At 42.2% G+C, this 20,442-nt stretch carries 20 protein-coding genes and 2 pseudogenes; 8 read left to right on the top strand and 14 right to left on the bottom strand.

Annotation, left to right across the window (positions count from 1 at the left end; all coding sequences use genetic code 11):
* Positions 1-2: 2 nt before the first annotated feature.
* The 6 genes and pseudogenes from FOA33_RS00615 to apf all read right to left on the bottom strand — a co-directional run bounded on the left by FOA33_RS00615 (position 3) and on the right by apf (position 4,862).
* Positions 3-458, bottom strand: coding sequence for an NUDIX hydrolase (locus FOA33_RS00615; RefSeq protein ID WP_221160315.1), 456 nt, complete (start codon positions 456-458; stop codon positions 3-5).
* Positions 459-598: 140 nt separating this feature from the next.
* Positions 599-1,720 (bottom strand): tRNA 2-thiouridine(34) synthase MnmA, encoded by a 1,122-nt coding sequence (mnmA, locus tag FOA33_RS00610; RefSeq protein ID WP_001282944.1) that lies wholly within the window; start codon positions 1,718-1,720, stop codon positions 599-601.
* A gap of 319 nt (positions 1,721-2,039) precedes the next feature.
* Positions 2,040-2,579, bottom strand: a pseudogene (locus FOA33_RS00605) (argininosuccinate lyase); the annotation flags it as partial.
* A pseudogene (gene argG / locus FOA33_RS00600) lies at positions 2,572-3,165 on the bottom strand (argininosuccinate synthase); the annotation flags it as partial. The pseudogenes argG and FOA33_RS00605, both read right to left, overlap by 8 nt.
* A gap of 15 nt (positions 3,166-3,180) precedes the next feature.
* Positions 3,181-3,987 carry an ABC transporter substrate-binding protein gene (locus FOA33_RS00595; protein ID WP_221160314.1) on the bottom strand — a complete coding sequence of 269 codons (807 nt, stop codon included), beginning with the start codon at positions 3,985-3,987 and terminating at the stop codon, positions 3,181-3,183.
* 278 nt (positions 3,988-4,265) lie between these two features.
* Entirely contained in the window at positions 4,266-4,862 is a 597-nt protein-coding gene (gene apf, locus FOA33_RS00590; protein ID WP_221160313.1) for an aggregation-promoting factor, read from the bottom strand.
* Positions 4,863-5,103: 241 nt separating this feature from the next.
* On the opposite strand from apf, the gene sdaAB reads away from it, so the two are divergent.
* Genes sdaAB through FOA33_RS00575 form a run of 3 tightly spaced genes read left to right on the top strand, consistent with a single transcriptional unit; the run spans position 5,104 to position 7,313 of the window.
* A complete protein-coding gene (gene sdaAB / locus FOA33_RS00585) occupies positions 5,104-5,775 on the top strand; it encodes an L-serine ammonia-lyase, iron-sulfur-dependent subunit beta (protein WP_084853151.1) in 672 nt (223 codons plus the stop codon).
* A gap of 8 nt (positions 5,776-5,783) precedes the next feature.
* Positions 5,784-6,656, top strand: coding sequence for an L-serine ammonia-lyase, iron-sulfur-dependent, subunit alpha (sdaAA, locus tag FOA33_RS00580; RefSeq protein ID WP_000500029.1), 873 nt, complete (start codon positions 5,784-5,786; stop codon positions 6,654-6,656).
* 27 nt (positions 6,657-6,683) lie between these two features.
* Entirely contained in the window at positions 6,684-7,313 is a 630-nt protein-coding gene (locus tag FOA33_RS00575) for an HAD-IA family hydrolase (protein ID WP_221160312.1), read from the top strand.
* Positions 7,314-7,404: 91 nt separating this feature from the next.
* Here the strand turns inward: FOA33_RS00575 and FOA33_RS00570 are convergent, their stop codons facing one another.
* Together FOA33_RS00570 and FOA33_RS00565 are read right to left on the bottom strand one after the other, a co-directional pair.
* Entirely contained in the window at positions 7,405-9,255 is a 1,851-nt protein-coding gene (locus FOA33_RS00570; RefSeq protein ID WP_001035719.1) for a polysaccharide biosynthesis protein, read from the bottom strand.
* 75 nt (positions 9,256-9,330) lie between these two features.
* Entirely contained in the window at positions 9,331-10,161 is an 831-nt protein-coding gene (locus FOA33_RS00565; protein WP_221160311.1) for a glycosyltransferase, read from the bottom strand.
* A gap of 221 nt (positions 10,162-10,382) precedes the next feature.
* Between FOA33_RS00565 and FOA33_RS00560 the strand changes: the two genes are divergently transcribed.
* The 5 genes from FOA33_RS00560 (at position 10,383) to FOA33_RS00540 (ending at position 14,541) form a co-directional block, all read left to right on the top strand.
* Complete coding sequence (locus tag FOA33_RS00560; protein ID WP_221160310.1) at positions 10,383-11,549, top strand: CynX/NimT family MFS transporter; 1,167 nt, start codon at positions 10,383-10,385, stop codon at positions 11,547-11,549.
* A gap of 135 nt (positions 11,550-11,684) precedes the next feature.
* Entirely contained in the window at positions 11,685-12,011 is a 327-nt protein-coding gene (locus FOA33_RS00555) for a PadR family transcriptional regulator (RefSeq protein WP_000273860.1), read from the top strand.
* The gene (locus FOA33_RS00550; protein WP_221160309.1) at positions 11,998-12,591 is read left to right on the top strand and encodes a DUF1700 domain-containing protein; all 594 of its coding nucleotides are present in this window, start codon (positions 11,998-12,000) and stop codon (positions 12,589-12,591) included. The genes FOA33_RS00555 and FOA33_RS00550 overlap by 14 nt, the downstream gene beginning before the upstream one ends.
* Positions 12,584-13,516 (top strand): DUF4097 family beta strand repeat-containing protein, encoded by a 933-nt coding sequence (locus tag FOA33_RS00545; protein WP_221160308.1) that lies wholly within the window; start codon positions 12,584-12,586, stop codon positions 13,514-13,516. Before FOA33_RS00550 ends, FOA33_RS00545 begins: the two co-directional genes overlap by 8 nt.
* Before the next feature lie 62 nt (positions 13,517-13,578).
* Entirely contained in the window at positions 13,579-14,541 is a 963-nt protein-coding gene (locus FOA33_RS00540; protein WP_221160307.1) for a DUF6574 domain-containing protein, read from the top strand.
* 62 nt (positions 14,542-14,603) lie between these two features.
* Here the strand turns inward: FOA33_RS00540 and FOA33_RS00535 are convergent, their stop codons facing one another.
* The 6 genes from FOA33_RS00535 to FOA33_RS00510 form a co-directional block, all read right to left on the bottom strand.
* Positions 14,604-15,464: a DUF4299 family protein gene (locus tag FOA33_RS00535; protein WP_221160306.1), complete on the bottom strand. Its 861-nt coding sequence runs from the start codon at positions 15,462-15,464 to the stop codon at positions 14,604-14,606.
* A 120-nt stretch (positions 15,465-15,584) separates the two neighbouring features.
* Complete coding sequence (gene trhO / locus FOA33_RS00530) at positions 15,585-16,571, bottom strand: oxygen-dependent tRNA uridine(34) hydroxylase TrhO (RefSeq protein WP_221160305.1); 987 nt, start codon at positions 16,569-16,571, stop codon at positions 15,585-15,587.
* A gap of 131 nt (positions 16,572-16,702) precedes the next feature.
* Complete coding sequence (locus tag FOA33_RS00525; RefSeq protein ID WP_221160304.1) at positions 16,703-16,999, bottom strand: bacteriocin immunity protein; 297 nt, start codon at positions 16,997-16,999, stop codon at positions 16,703-16,705.
* Positions 17,000-17,067: 68 nt separating this feature from the next.
* A complete protein-coding gene (locus FOA33_RS00520; protein WP_221160303.1) occupies positions 17,068-17,757 on the bottom strand; it encodes a CPBP family intramembrane glutamic endopeptidase in 690 nt (229 codons plus the stop codon).
* Between the two features lie 160 nt (positions 17,758-17,917).
* Positions 17,918-19,402 (bottom strand): ABC transporter substrate-binding protein, encoded by a 1,485-nt coding sequence (locus FOA33_RS00515; protein WP_221160302.1) that lies wholly within the window; start codon positions 19,400-19,402, stop codon positions 17,918-17,920.
* Positions 19,403-19,509: 107 nt separating this feature from the next.
* Positions 19,510-20,433 (bottom strand): carbohydrate ABC transporter permease, encoded by a 924-nt coding sequence (locus FOA33_RS00510; protein WP_000818344.1) that lies wholly within the window; start codon positions 20,431-20,433, stop codon positions 19,510-19,512.
* Between the last annotated feature and the right edge of the window lie 9 nt (positions 20,434-20,442).

Genomic DNA, 20,442 nt, shown 5'->3' with positions numbered 1-20,442 from the left:
TCCTATTCCTCAAGATGAATGTGTCTTAGTTGGCCGTCCCAATCTGGTAGGGCTGTTTTTAAAAAGGCTGGAACTAGTTGGAAATTCTGGAGTTCATCTAAGTCAATCCACTCACAAGGCTGCGTTTTTTCGTCTTCCTGCATGGTCAATGGGGCATCCTCAAGCAAGTTCACCAGATAATGAAACTCGATGTTGTGATAGGAAACACCGTCTTGTTCAAAACGATTTTCAACCACGAAAGCTAGCTGCCCAGCTTGAGCTTTGACACCTAGTTCTTCCCTCACTTCACGGACTACCGCTTCTTCCGTACTTTCATTGACTTGAATCGCACCACCAATAGTGTAATACTTGCCCTTGTCTTTGGTAACTAGGAGCTTGCGATTTTGAAGAATCAAGGCTGTCGCCCGAACACCAAAAACCGTATTTCCTGCTTTTGTCCGAAAGTCTTGTTGAGTCATTTTTATCCTTTCCCTTAAACGACACAAAAACAGTCAAAACTCCAAAGAAGTGCAGGACAAAAAAGCCTGCAACATCCATGAGCTTTGACCATCATTTCTATTGCTTTTATTATTGTAGCAAATTGAGAAAATTTGTCAATCTAAATGTACTGACAAACTTGTCCATCGCGGTAGGCATTGTCAATCAAACCGCCACCTAGACACTCTTCACCATCGTAAAAGACAACTGCCTGTCCTGGTGTGATCGCGCGTTGCGGTTCCGCAAAGATAACTTCTGCCTTATCTCCTTTAACATGTACTGTCACCTTAGAGTCAGGCTGACGGTAGCGGAATTTAGCTGTACATTCGAGCGTAAATTCCTCTGGCATGTCACGAGTAAAGTGAACTTGACTGGCCTCTAGACTGGTTGACATAAGCGAATCATGGTAGAAACCTTGTCCGACATAGAGGATATTCTTGCTTAGGTCTTTTCCGACAACGAACCACGGCGCATTGTCTCCTCCGTGTTGCCCACCGATACCGAGTCCGCCACGCTGACCAATCGTATAATACATCAGACCTGCATGCTCACCCATATCGCGTCCATCCACAGTCATCATGCGACCAGGCTGAGCTGGTAGGTAGTTGCTGAGAAAGTTTTTAAAGTTCTTTTCTCCGATAAAGCAAATCCCTGTCGAGTCTTTCTTCTTGGCAGTCGCAAGGCCTGCTTCTTCTGCTAGTCTGCGGACTTCAGGCTTTTCCAAATGCCCCAGTGGGAACATGGTTTTTTGGAGTTGTTCTTGAGAAAGTTGGCTGAGGAAATAGGTCTGATCCTTGCCATTGTCCACGCCACGAAGCATGTGAACGATGCCATCCTCATCACGCGCCACTCGAGCATAATGCCCAGTTGCTACATAGTCTGCCCCCAAGGTCATAGCATAGTCCAAAAAGGCCTTAAACTTGATTTCCTTGTTGCACATAACATCTGGATTTGGCGTGCGCCCTGCACGGTATTCTGCTAGGAAATACTCAAAAACGCGGTCCCAGTACTCTTTTTCAAAATTGACAGAGTAGTAAGGAATGCCGATCTGGTCTGCCACCGCAGCCACATCCTTGTAATCTTCGGTCGCCGTACAGACGCCGTTTTCATCTGTGTCATCCCAGTTCTTCATGAAGATACCGATCACATCGTAGCCCTGCTCCTTGAGCAAGAGAGCCGTCACCGACGAATCAACACCACCACTCATCCCCACGACAACACGTGTTTTAGAGTTATCACTCATGGTAAGTCTCCCATCTATTCGTTTATTTATACCCCTCAAAATTCTATTTACTAAGACTTTCAATAGAATTTATTTGAGTATAGTCATTTCGTTTGCTTTTAGTACTAGGCAACGAGTCGCAGGCATAACTCGAGTTAGGTAAGACGAGTTAACGACGTAATAAAAGATAAACGAAATGACTAGTTCACGATTGAAGGTCGTGTGTGCTTTAACGATTGAAGGTCGCTTGAGCAGTATTCATTATAACACGCTTGGTTAGAGAAGACAAGAAAGAGGCTGATAAATCATCTCAGCCTCTCTTTCTTACTTTGCAAATGAATCAATTTTCCCCTTTAAGTTCTTTCTTCGCTTGTTCTATCTGGTGTTTCACTTGCTCAAAGCCAGTTCCTCCTAAGGAATTCCGCCTCTGAACAGCGGTTTCTGGACGCAAGTAGATATAAATATCCTCTTCAATCAAGGGATGGTAGACTTGCAACTCCTTCAAATCCCAATCTTGGATATTTTTACCATGCTTGATAGAGTCTAGAACCAATTTCCCTACAATTTCATGCGCTTCTCTAAAGGGGAGGCCTTTTTCTGCCAAATAATCTGCCAGTTCGGTCGCATTCGAAAAATCATTCTCTGTAGATTGCTGCATTTTGGCCTTATTAACCTGCATGCTCGATAGCATACCTGCCAGCACATCCAGAGAATTTAAAATCGTTTCTACTGTATCAAACATGCCTTCCTTGTCCTCTTGCAAATCCTTATTGTAGGCCAGAGGCAAAGACTTCATGACGATCAATAGTCCAAGCAAGTGCCCGTAAACCCGTCCTGTCTTCCCTCGAATCAATTCAGCCATATCAGGATTTTTCTTCTGGCGCTTGGTTCCAAGGGTTTTCCAAGACACCACATTCATTTGCACGTCCCCAAAGATTTTGATCGACAGAGTAAGGATTGCCTAGGTCAGCAGGAACTGGGACGCCGTTTTCTTTGGCATATTGGATTTCTTCTTCACGAGACCATTTCCACTCACGAACAGGCGCAACTACTTTTAAATTGGGATCCAAAGCTGCAATAGAGACTTCAAACCGAACTTGGTCGTTTCCCTTACCTGTACAACCATGGGCAATTGTGGTTGCCCCCGTCTGATGAGCTATTTCAACGAGTTTTTTTGAAATAAGAGGGCGACTCAGAGCAGATACCAAGGGGTACTTTTGTTCGTAGTAGGCATGAGCCTGAAGGGCCACTAAAACATAGTCGTTAGCGAATTCTTCCTTAACATCAATGACATAAGACTCAACAGCCCCAACCTTGAGAGCTTTATCATGGATGAACTCCAAATCTTTTCCTTCACCCACATCCATACAAACAGCGATCACATCATAGTCTTTTTTTAACCATGTAATAGCAACTGATGTATCCAATCCACCTGAATAGGCTAAAATAACTTTTTCCTTACTCATTTCTCTTCCTTCTTTCTATTTTTCGATAGAGGCTTTAAAAGCATCGTCAATCAATTTGTCCAACTCCCCAGAATCCTTCAACTTCTGGATGGTTTTGTCAACCGCCTCTTTTAATTCTTTACTGTCTTTTTTCATCGCAACAGCGTAGGAATCTTCTTTGTCATTGTCAAAATCAAACTCAGCGATGGCTAGGTCTGAATTATTCTCTACAAATCCTTTCGCCACTGGTTCCTCAAAGATAACCGCATCCAGTTGCCCTGATTTCAAATCTGTTATCAAATTTCCATTTTTAGGAAGTGAAACGAGAGAAGAATCCTGCAAGGTTTCTTTAGCCAGAGTTTCCTGGATAGAACCTTTCTGCGCTCCAACCTTTTTCTGAGCCAAATCCTTGACTGATTGGTAATTCGTTAATTCAGATTTTCTTACGATAACCTTATTTTTCGAAGTGTAGTAGGGAATTGAAAAATCGTAAACTTTACTTCTCTCCTCCGTTTTAGAAACACCTGATATGGCAAGATCGGCCTTACCTGAATCAAGACTAGCCAGTACATTGTCAAAACTCATTGGAGAGAACTCCACTTCTACACCTAGTTCCTTTGCGATGGCTTTGGCGAGCTCAACATCCGAGCCTACAATCTGATTTTTCCCATCGACCAATTTCTGGTATTCAAATGGAGCAAACTCTGGATTTAGGGCCACCACCAATTTTCCTTTAGCCTTAATGGCTTCAACACCTTGGGGTTGAGTGTTACTACAAGCAAATAATAAGGGAAACATAAGCAAACCAAACATCGTCATCAACACCTTCTTCACTTTATTCATAGAAAAGCCTCCTTTTATTTTTATGCTTTATTATTGTATAAATAATACTCTTCTCGCCCTTGTTTGTCAAGAGAAAACTGTATTTTATTTCATTTTAATCATGAAAAAGCTTATTATATGATGTATTTTTACATATAATAAGCTTATTTATACTATTTGAGTTTTAAAACAATTTGAAGGATTTCGTTGGAATTATACAAATAGAGCATTGCTGAGAAGATCGTTACACTTTTTGTTATAGAGAAACAAAAAAAGAGCCCTAAAGGACTCTTGTATTTTTAATACCAACCGTTGTTAAGCCAGAAGTTCTTGGCAGCTGTCCATGAGCCGTAGCGTCCTGCAACGTAGGCATCTGCTACACGTTCTTGGTTTTCAGCTGAGTAGTCACCGTTCAAGTATGAATCTGTCAATTGGTAACGTCCGATGTATTGGCCATTTGTAGCTGTGTAACTACCACCTGATTCTTTTTGAGCGATCCATTCTTTGGCTTCTGCTTCAGAACCACTTACAGTTGAAGCTGCTGCAGTGTTGCTTTCTGCTACTGGAGCTGCAGGTGCAGCTGGTGCTTCTTCAACTGTTTCTGTAGCTACTGGAGCTGATTCTTCCGTTGTCGCAGCTGGAGCTACAGTTGAAGCTGTTCCTTCGATGACCAAAACTTGGTCAACATAGATAAGGTGGATATCTTTGATATTGTTTTTTGCTGCCAATTTTTCAGCAGTCGTGTTGTACTTCTCAGCGATTTCTGAAAGAGTATCACCTGATTTAACAGTGTATGTTACAGTTTCTTGTGCAGAGGCAAGAGCTGGGGCAAAGAAAGCAAGTAAAGCTGCTACTCCTGCGATAGTTGTTTTGATTTTTTTAGTTGTTAATGACATATCTAAAAATTCTCCTTCCATTGAATATATCTATGATACCTTTTAAATATTACCGTTGTTTAACGGTTTTATGTAGAAATATTACAAAAATATTTTATATTTACCGTTTTAAGGAGGTTTTTGTCACAAAAGACCTTGTTTTATACCATCTTTAATCATTTTGAGCTTTTGATAAGGGAAATAAGCGCAGAGGTCCATTCTTTGATATAATAGTTATAAGAATCTTTATAAGGGGAAACAGATGCAATCACTTCGTTTTCAATCTGTCTTTGATATTATCGGACCAGTCATGATTGGCCCATCAAGTAGCCACACAGCTGGAGCTGTTCGTATCGGAAAAATTGTCTCTTCCATCTTTGATGATACGCCGACAGAAGTCGAATTCCAATTGTTTAACTCATTTGCCAAGACCTACCGTGGTCATGGAACTGACCTTGCTCTCGTCGCTGGTATATTAGGTATGGATACGGACGATCCTGACATTCCAAATAGCCTAGAAATTGCCCATAAACGTGGTATCAAGATTGTCTGGACCATTCAGAAAGACAGCAACGCTCCTCACCCAAACACCACTAAAATCACTGTAAAGAATGACCATAAGTCCATCAGTGTGACAGGAATTTCCATTGGTGGGGGAAATATCCAAGTTACGGAGCTTAACGGCTTTGCTGTCTCTCTCAATATGAACACACCGACCATCATCATCGTGCATCAGGATGTTCCGGGGATGATTGCCCATGTTACAGAAGCCCTCTCTCGTTTCGATATCAACATCGCCCAGATGAATGTGACTCGAGAAAAAGCTGGAGAAAAAGCCATTATGATTATCGAAGTCGATAGTCGAAGTTGCGAAGAAGCGATTGAAGAAATCCGAAAAATCCCTCATCTCCACAATGTCAATTTCTTTAAGTAGGAGGAAACATGTTTTATTCTATCAAAGAATTAGTCGAGCAGGCAGATCTAGACTTCCAAGGAAATGTCGCAGAACTCATGATTGCGACAGAATATCAACTAACCGGTCGGGAACGGCCAGAAGTTCTCCTCCTCATGGAACGCAATCTAGAAGTCATGAAAGCCTCTGTCGAGCTCGGTCTCAGTGAAAATAAATCCCGTAGTGGCCTAACGGGCGGAGACGCGGCCAAACTAGACCGCCATCTCAAAAGTGGCAAGGCCTTGTCGGACTTTACCATCCTATCAGCCGCCCGAAATGCCATCGCGGTCAATGAACACAATGCGAAGATGGGCTTGGTCTGCGCCACTCCAACCGCAGGAAGTGCTGGCTGTCTGCCAGCCGTTCTCACTGCTGCTATCCAAAAATTAGACCTTAGCCACGAAGAACAGCTAGATTTCCTCTTTGCTGCTGGTGCCTTTGGATTAGTTATCGCAAACAATGCCTCTATCTCAGGTGCTGAAGGTGGCTGTCAGGCCGAAGTTGGCTCTGCCTCTGCCATGAGTGCCGCAGCCTTGACCTTGGCTGCAGGTGGAAGCCCCTATCAGGCTAGCCAAGCCATTGCCTTTGTCATTAAAAATATGCTGGGCCTCATCTGCGATCCCGTCGCTGGTTTGGTTGAAGTTCCCTGTGTCAAACGCAATGCCATGGGGGCTAGCTTTGCCTTTATCGCGGCTGATATGGCCTTGGCAGGTATCGAGTCTAAAATTCCTGTTGACGAAGTCATCGATGCCATGTATCAGGTCGGATCAAGCCTCCCAACTGCCTTTCGTGAAACGGCTGAGGGTGGACTCGCCGCCACACCTACTGGTCGCCGCCTACAAAAAGAAATCTTCGGAGAATAAGCTTATCTATATCTATTAGGAGAAACTATGCCCTCTATCTCAGCAATCTTTTTTGATCTAGACGGAACTCTGGTTGACAGTTCCATCGGGATCCACAATGCCTTTACCTATACCTTTGAACAACTAGGAGTTCCGAGTCCTGATGCCAAAACCATTCGTGGTTTTATGGGACCGCCCCTTGAAAGTAGTTTTGCAACTTGTCTTCCCAAGGAACAAATCTCGGAAGCCGTCCAAATCTATCGTTCTTACTATAAGAAAAAAGGAATCCACGAAGCCCAACTCTTCCCCCGAATAACGGAATTACTCCAAGAGCTTTCGCAAAACTACCCTCTCTACATCACTACAACAAAGAATACTCCTACTGCTCATGATATGACTAAAAATCTAGGAATCCATCATTTCTTTGATGGCATTTACGGCTCTAGTCCTGAAACGCCTCACAAGGCTGATGTCATCCGTTACGCCTTACAGACGCATCGACTCCCTGCAGACCAAGTCCTCATCATCGGGGACACCAAGTTTGATATGATTGGAGCCCAAGAAGCTGGCATCAAAAAGTTTGCTGTTACTTGGGGATTTGGAGAAGAGGCTGATTTAGTCAGCTATCAGCCTGACTGGATTGCCCATGCCATTGACGATATCATTAAGCAACTATAAATAGTACAACGATTTGAAATTACAGAGTAAAAAGGCCAAGGTCCTGTACAAACAGAACCTTGGCCTTTTATTTAAAATTAGTTGGGTGCTCTTACTCAACGTGAGTTGTCTCATTTGCAAAGGAAATAATTGCTTCTTTGAGCTCATCTCCACTGAGTGAACGGAATTCTTCAATCTTTTGATCGATGGCTTCTAGAGGCATGACGTTTACCTTACCAACGAAAATCTTATCCATGACTTGGTTATCAACCAATTCGGTCGAAACCAAGAGTTCTTCATAGAGTTTTTCACCTGGTCGGATACCGACCTCAACGATTGGAATTTCACTTTCTGTGTGCCCGCTTAGAAGGACCATTTTCTTAGCCAAGTCGTAGATCTTAACTGGTTTGCCCATATCAAGGATAAAGACTTCTCCGTCCTTAGCATAAGCACCAGCATGGATGACCAGACGGCTAGCCTCTGGAATGGTCATGAAGTAACGTGTCATACGGAAGTCTGTCACCGTTACAGGACCACCTTCAGCAATCTGACGTTCAAAGACAGGAATCACACTACCACGGCTACCAAGAACATTCCCAAAACGAACTGCACAGTAGGTTGATTTACTACGTTGGTTAAAGCCAGTAACAATCAACTCTGCCACGCGCTTAGTCGCACCCATAACATTCGGTGGATTGACCGCCTTGTCAGTCGAAATCATGACCATCTTAGGTACTTTGGCCTCATCAACAGCCTTGGCAACATTGTAGGTCCCGAGGATATTATTCTTGAAGGCTTCTTTTGGATTGCGCTCCATCATTGGAACATGTTTGTGGGCTGCAGCATGGTAGATGATAGCTGGTTTGTACTGTTCAAACACTTGTAAAAGACGATCATAATCCTGAATATCTGCAATGACAGGAACATAATCAATCCCTTGGAATTTACGAATCAACTCATGATAAATAAGGTAGATTGAATTTTCACCATGTCCAAGCAATACGATACGCTCTGGGTTGAAGCGGCTAATCTGGCGACAAATTTCAGAACCAATCGAACCACCAGCTCCTGTCACCAAGATGGTCTTACCTGTAATTTCTGCACCCAGACGTGATTCGTCAAGGCGAATTTCCTGACGGCCCAAAAGGTCTGTGATATCAATTTTTTGGAAACCACTACCCGATTGATGTAAACCTTGAACAACTGTCTCAACTTTAGGCATCTTGTAACATTTGACACCTAGTTTATTACACATTTGCAAGATACGTTCATACTCTGATGGATCAAGCGAAGGGATTGCTACGATAACACGCTCGATTTGGTGACGTTTGGCCAATTCAGGTAGATTGTCATAAGAGCCTAGGACTGGGATTCCACCTAGTTTTTGCCCTTTTTTCTTTTCATCGTTATCCAAAATTCCCACTATCTCAAGCTCACTGGTTGGATGTTGGTAGCTATTCATAAAGAGGGCACCACCATCTCCCGCACCAATCAAGAAGGTACGGCGATGCTCTCCATCTCCACTACCCTTTTTACGTTTAGAATAAATCAACTGCCAGGTGATGCGAGGAAGCAAGATGAGGAAGGTACTCAACAAAATGAAGAGCACGATGAAACGGATAGAAAATAATGGAAGAAAGGCATAGCAGATTCCATAAGAAAGAACACTACTGAGTGTCACTCCAAAAAAGATTTTCATAAAATCCGTAATCTTACTGTAGCGACTAATACTAGCATTCAGCCCCCAAAATGCAATTATGATTTGATAGAGAAGGAAGGCTAAAAGAGTGTAGATCACATAGTCCACAGGCGCAGGATTTATTAGGCCGTAAAACAAGATATAAGACACGATGATGGAAACCACCATACTCAGAATATCAAATATCCCCCAAAATACTTGTTTTTGCTGTTTATTTAAAATTTCAACCAGATCAATCACGTAATCTGTTAGTTTTTTATTCATAGGAATTTACTCCCCCTTAAAAGAGTCAGATGATACTATTGTTATGATAACCCGAATCGTTCAATCTATCAGGTCTTACTTGCTCTTTCTTAAAAGTTTGACAAAGATAAACTGACGAACAAAACCTGGACAAAGTGCAACAATTGCCTGAATGAATATACTTTTAGCATATTCCCTGTAAGAAATTTGCCCTCGCTCCAGCATCCGTTGGCGAGCTTGACGATAGAATTTAAGGTAACGCAAGCCACCTCGACGCTCAAACATCCCGGCACCTACGCGAACCTTACACAAGATTTGATCTAGGTTGCCAGTCTTGGCACCTGCCGTAATCATATTGAGCCAAAGGAGATCATCCTCCATATAAAGCCCGTCTTCGTAGTTGCCCGCCTTGAGGACCATGTCCTTTTTGAACATGACTGTCATATGGTTAAAGGCGCTTCTCATTCTCTGATAAGCCACAATGTCTGCGTGCTGAGTTGGAACACGACGATAAGACACAATCTCATCTGGATTATCAATAAACTCTGCAATCTGCCCGCCTAAGAGATCGAGATTTTCTTTTTCCATTAGCTGAAGCTGTTTCTCAAAACGATCCGGAACGGCTAAATCATCCGTATCCATGCGGGCAATAATGCCATACTGGCACTGCAAAACACCGTAACGAAGAGCCAATCCTAAACCTTGATTTTGCTCTAAGGGGCACCGTTTCACTGGAATGTCTGACTGAGTTTCCACTTCATCTAGCACCTGATAGAGCTCAGGCGTGAGGGGCCCATCCTCAACAAGAACAAGTTCACTCGGTTTCAAGGTTTGATTTTGAACACTTTTGATAGCATCTCTCAAAAACGTCGGGTTTTCCTTTACATAGACCGACATCAAGACGCTGATTTTTTGCTTTTCAGGCACCGTTTTTCTCCAATATATAGATTTCCTTCCACTATTTTATCACAAATTTTCTCACTTTCCTATTTTTATATCAAATCAAGGAAAATTCTAGTAAAGAAATGTATCTCTTTTCACTCTATTCTCGCTTAAATCAATCGAACTTCCTTAGCTGTCATTACTTGACATTATAAGGAAAAAACCTTAAAATAAGCTGTTATTAAAATCATCTTATCGAGGTTTTCATGAAAAAACAATCGCTCTTTTTTGTTCTAGGAATTGTCTTAATCGGGACCGTTTTACGTTCTCCCTTTACTGCTCTACCAACTATTTTAGGAGATATCGCTCAGGGATTAGGAGTGGAGGTTAGCTCTCTTGGAATTTTAACCAGTCTCCCTCTCTTGATGTTTGCTCTTTTCTCTGCTTTTGCAAGCCGCTTGGCACAAAAGATCGGGTTAGAACATCTCTTTACTTACTGTCTTCTCCTCTTAACTGTTGGCTCTGCCATTCGTATCTTCAATCTTCCCCTTCTCTATCTAGGAACTCTGATCATTGGAGCAAGTATCGCCATTTTCAATGTACTCCTCCCAAGTATAATCCAGGCAAATCAGCCTCAAAAGATCAGTCTCCTAACAACGCTCTATGTCACCGCCATGGGGGTTTCAACTGCCATCGCTTCTTATCTTTCGGTCCCTATCACCCAAGCTAGTTCTTGGAAGGGCCTCATCCTCGTTCTCAGTTTTCTCTGTCTGGTCACTCTGCTAGTCTGGTTGCCAAATCATCGCCACAACCACCACCTAGAAGGCCAAAAAGAAAAGCAAGTCAAAGAAAACATTCTAAAAAGTAAAGATGTCTGGGCCATCATTATCTTTGGTGGTCTTCAGTCCTTGCTCTTTTATACGAGCATGACCTGGCTGCCAACGATTGCTATTAGTGCTGGTCTTTCTAATAAAGATGCGGCCCTTCTCGCTTCTATCTTCTCGCTGATCAGCATTCCTTTTTCAATGACTGTTCCAAGTCTGACAACTCATCTGTCAGACGGCCACCGTCGAATCATGCTGGCAATTATCTCTATCGCTGGTATGATGGGAATTGCCATGCTCTTGTATCCAGCCAATAATTTCCTCTACTGGTTAGTCGTCCATATCTTGATTGGAACGGCCTGCAGTGCCCTCTTCCCCTACCTCATGGTTTGCTTTTCTCTTAAAACCAGTTCTCCTGAAAAGACTGCTCAGCTATCAGGACTAGCACAAACAGGGGGCTACATCTTAGCTGCTTTTGGACCTGCCTTTTTTGGTTACAGTTTTGATCTTTTCCAATCTTGGATCCCAGCTGTCCTTGCCCTTCTAGCTGTTGACATCATCATGACCATCTCCCTCTTTATGGTGGATCGGGCTGATAAAATCCTCTAAACTTCTAGTTTTTACTAGGAGTTTTTTATATATAAAATTTTTATACATATTTCTTGACAGGGCTTTCATATTGAGATACAATATATTTGAAAAGAGTATATATAAAATTTTTATATAATATAAAGGAGGTTTCCCATGTACTTCCCAACATCCTCTGCCTTGATTGAGTTTCTCATCTTGGCTGTACTGGAGCAGGGGGATTCTTATGGTTATGAGATTAGTCAAACCATTAAACTCATCGCCAATATCAAAGAATCTACGCTCTATCCCATTCTCAAAAAATTGGAAGCCAGTGGCTTTCTGACCACCTACTCTAGAGAGTTTCAGGGGCGTATGCGCAAATACTACTCCTTGACCAATCGGGGCGTAGAGCAGCTCGTTACTCTAAAGGAAGAGTGGACGCTCTATACCGACACCGTCAACGGCATCATAGAAGGGAGTATCCGCCATGACAAGAACTGACTATCTGACTCAGTTAGAAACCTATCTCCATAAACTACCTGAAGCTGACCGCATCGAAGCTATGGACTACTTTAAGGAACTATTTGACGATGCAGGTTCAGAGGGCGAAGAAGAACTCATTGCTAGTCTGGGAACACCAAAAGAAGCAGCTCATGATGTCCTCTCTAACCTCCTCGATAAAAAAGTTAATGAAGCCCCTGCTCAAAAGAATGACCGTCAACTGCTACACATTGCCCTACTTGCCTTACTAGCAGCCCCTATCGGAATTCCGGTCGGGATCGGCATCCTCATGGCCATCATCGGGCTTTTTATCGCGGCTGTCTCCGTCATTCTAGCTTTTTTCACCGTTTCGGTGACGGGTATCCTACTGGGTGGACTCTTTATTGTAGAGAGTTTTAGCGTCCTGGTCGAAGCCAAATCTGCCTTTATCTTGATTTTCGGGGCTGGTTTGCTTGCTATCGGTGCTTCTTCTCTTGTTCTACTAGGCATCTCTTATGTAGCTCGTTTCTTTGGACTTCTGGTCGTCCGCTTGGTGCAATGGATTCTTAAAAAAGGAAAGAGAGGTGACAGACATGCGTAAATTGACGAAAGGATTTCTCATCTTTGGTGTGGTTTCTACAATCCTTGGTTTTATCATGATCATTGTAGGCGCCCAGTCCAATGGTATTCAAAGTTTACTTGCCATGTCAAAAGACCCCGTCTATGACAATCGTATCGAAGAAGTGACCTTTGGAAATGAAGTGGAAAAACTTGATTTAGCCCTTGAGGAACATAGCCTAACCATCACAGAGTCTGTAGATGACAAGATCCACATCACCTATCATCCTTCTGTGTCTGGTCGTCACGATCTGACTACTGGCATGAGTGACAAAACACTGAGCGTCACTGACAAACAAGCCTCCCAACATCGTTTTCTCGGTTCAGGAATCGAAAGCCTACTTCGTATCGCCAGCAACTATTCTAATCGTTTTGACGAAGTCGTTCTCTCCCTACCTAAAGGAAGAAAGCTGCAAGCTATCACCGTCTCAGCCAATCGTGGACAAACTAATATTCGTCAAGCCAACCTTGAAAATGCAACCATCAAAACAAAAGGCTATCTCTTAAGACTAACAGAAAGTTCTATCAAGAACAGTACACTAACGGCATCTCATATCATCAATATCTTTGATGCCGAATTGACAGATAGTCAGGTCAAGACGGAGGGAGCACACATCTATGCTGAAAATATCAAGGTCCGCGGTAAGGTAGAACTAGACTCTTATAACGACTTAAGACTCTTTCTTTCTAAGACAGAATTCGATCGAATCAATCTAGATATGTCTTCTAAGCACGGCGGTATTTATCGTAAAGCACAAAGAGAGCATCCTAAACAAAAAGAGAATGAACTTGCCAACCCTTATAAAACGGAAAAAGCAGATGTCAAGGACCTGCTCATTATAAAAGCCAATCAGGATATCTACCTCCCCAAGGAAGAAGAGTACTCTGCTCCACCTAGCAATCATTGACAAAAACGCTTTCATCTGCTAATCTAAAAATAGAAAACGACCATTAAAAAGGAGGTTCCACCATGACACAAGAATGGTTTGAAAGCGCCGATCTTGAGAAGAAATCAGCTCAGACGAAATCGGAAATCCAACCCGACCAACCAGAGACTTTGGAAACTGTAGAGACTGAACTACAAGCAAGCCAAGAAACTCCTATCTTATCTAAAGAGTCGGAAAGGCATGAGGAGGAAGCTCCCGAAACGATAGAAGGAGCCCAAACCGAGGAAGAGGGAGAAGGGAAAGTTGAAGAGGAAGGCAAGCAAGAAAACCCTGCAAAAGAGAAAAGTATTCTCAGCAAGGCTTTAGAAAGTCCCTATATCCCAGACATTGACCCCCGCAAAACTGCTCGATTCAAAGAAGAAATCGCACTATTTTGGACTTGGCTGCTGGACGCTATCCAAGAACCAACTGCCAGCAAGACTAGGGACCAAAAGCATCGTTATAGTGTCTTTGCCCTACTCACCTTGCTGTCGTCAATCAACCTTTTCTTTAGTATCTATCATATCAAGCATCTCTACTATGGCTATATGATTTCTATTGCTAATAGTTCTCCTAACCAGCTCCCACCTTTAGATCTCTTTGCCGGGCTTTCTATCTTGGTCGCTAGCGCTCTATTTTACTTTTCCATCATTTTGGGAGGCTTTACTGTCCGACGTGTGTTGGACCAGGAGAGCGACTTCACATTCCAAGAAGCCTTTGATCGGTATAGCAGACTCTTTGCTATCCCACTTGTCCTAACGGCTCTAGCAAGTTTCTTTGCACTCTTTGGTGGCTTACGATTTGCTGGTATCCTCACTCTTCTAAGCATGGCCATCTTTGCCCTCGGCAATCTCTTTGTGATTAGCAAGCCAAGTAAGGCCAGTAGTCTGGACCCATTTTATCGTTTCCTGCTAGCTGTCTTACTTGATGGAGCTATTCTCTTACCCTTCTTCATTGCAGAGTTAGCGCTGACAGTGGACTACCTTCGCATCCTGACATTCTTTTAACCAAAATCCCTGCCATTTATTAATGGCAGGGATTTTTATGCTTACTCTTTTTTGAACAATGTCTACTTGATAGTTGCCAATCCTTCAAAATCTTGTCCTAGGATGGGTTGAACTTCTAATTGATTGGCATCTAATTGCTGGTAAAATGCTTTTGGTAGTGACTCTAGAAATTTTTCATAATCCAAGCGAGCGATGGCTTCATAGTCTTCTGCTTTTGATCCATCACCAGAAATCTTCACTAGGTCAATCTCCCAAACAAGCTCCTTGCCTGCCAGCTGCTCGGTATAAGGAGCTGGTACAAAGGGTTCCTTTGGCAAAATCGTCTTGACTCCCTGGGCTAGGTGATAGATACCGTGCACCTTACCTTGAATATCTGGGTAAAAATTCACACTGGCAAGGTAGGCATCAGATCCTTGAACCTTCTTGACCAACTCTTCAAAATGTGCCAATCCATCCTCAGCCAAAAAGCTCTCGAGGTATTCCTTGTTGAAATAGATAGGAGCCAAGAGCCCTTGGCAGTATACTAGACGAGCTGCTTTGTCAGCTAGATAATTCTGGAGCGTTTGTCGGAAATAAGCTTCAAACTCAAACCCTTCTAACCCTTCTACCACTTGCCCCAACTTGCCAGATAGGGCCTGGAGGAGAGTCTCCACAATCTCCCAGTCCGCTCTAGTAAGGAAATCTGGAATCACCACTTGATAACCTTTTCGACTATCCGCATAGTTCACTTTGAAAAGAAATTGCGACTGACCTACAATCCCACACTCGATATACTCGAGACGATTGAGAGGCTGACAGAGATAGACCGCATCATAACTGTGTGACTCCAAGCCCTCTACCAAGGCCAAGATAGACTTGGCAGTCAAGACCTCCTGTTGTCCTAGAATGCTTTCTTTATTTGGAATAAAAAATGTTTTCGCCATAACTGGCCTCCTTTGAAATCGTTTACACATAGTATACCCTATTTTCCTGAAAGATACAGAAACAAACTTTAGATTTTTAGATAAAAAGCATAGAAAAACAGCCCCTGAAGGCTGTTTGCTTTATACTGTAGCGACTTGATCCAAGCTTTCACCGATAGCTGCTAGGCGCTCGATTACTTCTGCTTGTGTCAATTCATTTTCTGAGACGTAGCGGTTGCGTGGGTGAACACGACACTCGTGTGAGCATCCACGAAGGTACTTGTCTTCATTTTCTTCTGATGTTAGGATACGACGGTTACAGAAGGGATTTCCACAGTTGACATAACGTTCACATGGTGTTCCATCAAACCAGTCTTTCCCTACGATGGTTGGGTTGACATGGTTAACATCAACTGCGATACGCTCGTCAAAGACGTACATTTTTCCATCCCAAAGCTCACCTTGAACTTCTGGGTCTTTACCGTAAGTTGCGATTCCTCCGTGCAATTGGCCGACATCTTTGTAGCCTTCACGGACCATCCAGCCTGAGAATTTCTCACAGCGAACGCCACCTGTACAGTAAACCACAACACGCTTGTCCATGAATTTTTCCTTGTTGTCGCGGACCCATTGTGGCAACTCACGGAAGTTGCGGATGTCTGGGCGGATAGCTCCACGGAAATGTCCTAGGTCGTACTCATAATCGTTACGTGTGTCAAGGACAACGGTATCTTCGTCAAGAAGGGCTTCTTTGAACTCTTTTGGAGACAAGTAAGCACCTGTTGTTTCAAGTGGGTTGATGTCATTATCAAAGTCGTTGTCTTCCAAACCAAGGTGGACAATTTCTTTCTTGTAGCGAACAAACATCTTCTTGAAGGCTTGTTCATTTTCTTCGTCAATCTTGAACCAGAGGTCTTCCATTCCTGGGAGGCTGTGAACATAGTCCATGTATTTTTGAGTTGTTTCGTAGTCACCTGAAACAGTTCCGTTGATTCCCTCGTCAGCGACTAGGATACGGCCTTTAAGGCCGATTGATTTACAGAAGGCCAAGTGATCTGCCACAAATTGCTCTGCATTTTCAATTGGAGTATAGAGGTAGTAAAGTAAGACACGAATATCTTTTGCCATAAGATTTGTTCTCTTTTCTATTCTTAAATTTTCAGAATTTTTCATTCAACTATACTAGTATACCCACTTGGGAAAACGAATGCAATTTATTTGACCGGAAATTATATAGAGAGTCCTACCCCTGCACTTTATCAGTAACCATAGCGAATCGCAGATAATTCTCTCAATTTTTTTATTTGCTTCGCTTGATTTTCTGACAAACCCAGCTTGTTGTCAATCAACACACGTGAGATGTCAACATTCATTTGGCTCAGAATAAATGGAGTAGAGGTCCCATCATCCTCTAATCGTTTTTTATAAATCACTAACTGATTTTTCAAGGGAGTAAGTTGAGGCGCAGCCTTTATATCTTCCAATAGATGATCAATGATGGTCATCGCTTCACAACGTCTTTCACTTCCTCCAGCAAACCATTTTAATGGTGTCATACTCATTTCCCTCCTGAAATTCGCTTATAAATTGAAAAACTATAATTCCTAACTCTCATGCTAATATTTTACCCAAACACCCTATGTAAAAAAGTCAGCAAAAATGGCAAGGTCGCTACAATATTATTGATCACATGCACTGCATAGGAAGGATAGATGCTCTTGGTATAGCGGGTCAAACCAGCAAAGATGATTCCAGATGTTGTAAAAACAAAGATATCTAACAGACTAGGCAGGCTTGAAAAATGAGGGAGAGCAAATAAAATAGAAGGAAGGAGCAAATCAAGACCAAATCGCGAATGTTTAAAGAAGGCGTGTTGAAGTAATCCTCTATAGATTAACTCTTCCATCAGTGGCACTAGAAAGAACAGAGTTATATAGATACCTAGCTCAGCAAAATTGGTTTCACTATAACCAATCAATACGGCCCAACCTTCAGCAGTTGACTGAACATGTTTAGCTGTCTGAATATTAAAAGATATATGAACTACCGCTACTAGGACTGCCAGGATTGAATACCAGAACCATTTTTTTCTTGGAATTCGAAAGAGATAGCCATGACCTGTCTTAACCAGAATCCAAATCATGACTCCGCTAAATAGCAAACTCAAGATATTTCGAATCCAGAAAAAATTTCCTACCTGAGAAGAAAATTGCCAATAGTTTTGGATAATAAGCGTCAGCTGAGAAAGGCCAAATACGAAAAATAGGTAAGAGAAGACAGCACTCATTTTGAAAAGAAGACGATATTTTTTCATAATAAATCCCCTATAGATGTATGTGTATCACATCGCATAAACCCTCAGAACCACTGTTTTTATTTTTGCATCCTAAAAATCACTACCTCCCCTAGAGAACTAGAGAAGGCAGTGATCACATTTTTAGGAATTAGGAATGAATACACGAAATCAATCGAGCTTATGATTTTTTGTTTTTCAAGAATTCATCGTATTGTTTTTGCATTTCGTTCAATACTTTTTCGTAGGCACCTTCAGATTTCAATTTTTCCATCAATTCTGGGATTGCTTTATCTGGGTCTACAGTACCAGTGTTGATAGCTGTATCGAATTGTTGCATTGTGTTAGAAATTGCTGAAATTTCAGATTTCACACTGTCAGTGTTAAAGATAAATCCAAGCGCTGGAGATTCTTTGGCTTCTGCCAATTGTTTCTTAGAATCTTCGATTTGTTGGTCTGTAACGTTTTCGTTGATGTAAAGGATCCAGTTGTTACCAGTGTTCCAACCTGACATGTGAGTGTTTCCTTTGTAAGCATCAAGAACGCGTACACGGTTTTCTTTACCTTCAACTTTTTCCCAGTTCTTACCTTCTGGACCGTAAACAAGACCGTTCAAGAGTTCTGGGTTCGTGTTCAAGAGGTTCAACACTTCCATTGATTTTTCTTTGTTCTTAGAGTTGTTTGAGATGACAAAGTTAGCAACTTGTGTTGTTTGGTTTTTCTTGATAAAGTTAGTGATTGGTTTGATTTGGATATCTTTGTTAGCAACACGTGAGAGCAAGCTGTTACCGTAGTCAGCTGGTCCTACTGTTTCTTCACGAACGAACCAAGTATCTTGTTGAAGGTCAAATGAAGTGTCGCTTGTTGCTACGTCTTTTGGAATGTATCCTTCTTCATAGAATTTGTGAAGAGTCTTCAAGTGTTCTTTGAAACGAGGCACTTCGTAACGGTTTACGATCTTAGTAGTGTCTCCTTCAAGGTCGATAACAAATGGAAGTCCATTTGGTACTGGGTAGTCAAAGTTATCAGATGGGATAAAGTTCTTCGTAACCGCAAATGGTACTACGTCTGGAGCTTTTTCTTTGATTTGTTTCAAGACTGGTTCAAGTGTTTCGTATGAAGTGACACCTGAAATATCGATACCGTATTTAGCAAGAAGTGTTCCGTTGAAGGCAAAGTTTTGAGATGATGCAACGTTGGCTGCAACTGGAACTGCGTAGATCTTACCGTTTACAGTGTTCCCTTTGATGTAAGCTGGGTCAAGTGCTTTGTAAAGCTCTGCTCCTTCTTTCTTGTACAAATCAGTCAAGTCAGCATAAGCACCTTTTTGAGCATTTACAACATAGTTAGATGCAAATGCGATATCATAGTTTTCACCAGATGATGTGATAACAGACATTTTCTTATCATAGTCACCCCATCCAAGGTATTGGATATCCAATTTAGCACCGACTTTTTCTTCGATGATTTTGTTTGCATTTTCTAGCAATTCATCCAAGTTGTCTGGTTTGTCACCGATTTGGTACATTTTGATTACAGGTTTTTCACCTGAAGTAGTATCAGCAGCTTTTTTGTTGTTACCTGTAAGGTTTCCACAAGCAGCAAGACCAGCAGCCAAAGCGACTACGCTAGCAGATGCAAAAGCATATTTTTTCCAGTTTTTCATGATAAAAACTCCTTTTTTTGTTTTTAAACTTATAAACGATTTAATGATTTTTACTTCAATCACCAAGATGAAGTTGGGAAGAGAGAAACGGTGTTTCTCAGCAAGTGCTATTCTTTCACACCACCGATCGTCAAACCTTTAACAAAGTAGCGTTGGAAGAATGGATACAGAATCGCGATTGGAAGGGTTGCAACAACAACCATGGCCATACGACCTGTTTCTTTCGGTAGAGCAACTCCCAGTTGGCCAGATAGGCCGACTGCTTTTGCAATGTAGTCCATATTTTGCTGGATTTGCATGAGCAAATATTGCAGTGGATACAAGTTATCACTCTTGATGTAAAGAAGAGCATTGAACCAGTCATTCCAGAAACCAAGAGCTGTCAAAAGCGTGATGGTTGCGATACCTGGAAGTGACAATGGCAAACAGATCTGGAAGAAGATCCGAGCTTCACTGGCACCATCGATACGAGCAGATTCGAGAATGGCTTCTGGAATGGTCTTCTTGAAGAAGGAACGCATCAAGATGATGTTGAATGGTGAGAGGAGCATTGGAACAATCAAGGCCCAAACGGTATCACCAAGTTGAAGCAGGCGAGTGACCACGATATAGCCCGGTACCAAACCAGCATTGAACAACATACTAAGAAGAGCGAAGATCGTAAAGAATCTGCGGTACTTAAAGGTTGTCCGTGAGATGGCGTAGGCATAAGTGGTTGTAATGAAGACGTTGGTCACTGTTCCGACTACGGTTACAAAAACTGAGATAAAGAGTGCTTGGAGGATCTTATCTTTAAACTGAGCTAGGAACTGGAATCCATCTACACCGAACTTCGAAGGGAAAAAGCTATATCCATACTGGAGGATGCTCTTTTCATCTGTCACCGAAATGATGATAACGAAGATAAAGGGCAAGATACAAGAAAGAGCGATCAAACCAGAGATGATACTAAAGAAGATATCTGCTTTCTTACTGAAGGAGTGAATGCCGACATTATCGATTTTTTCTTTTTTAATTTTCTTTTCTGCCATATTCTCCTC

Source organism: Streptococcus cristatus (genome assembly GCF_019685515.1).
Taxonomy (GTDB): domain Bacteria; phylum Bacillota; class Bacilli; order Lactobacillales; family Streptococcaceae; genus Streptococcus.
This window is presented reverse-complemented; position numbering and strand designations above follow the sequence as displayed.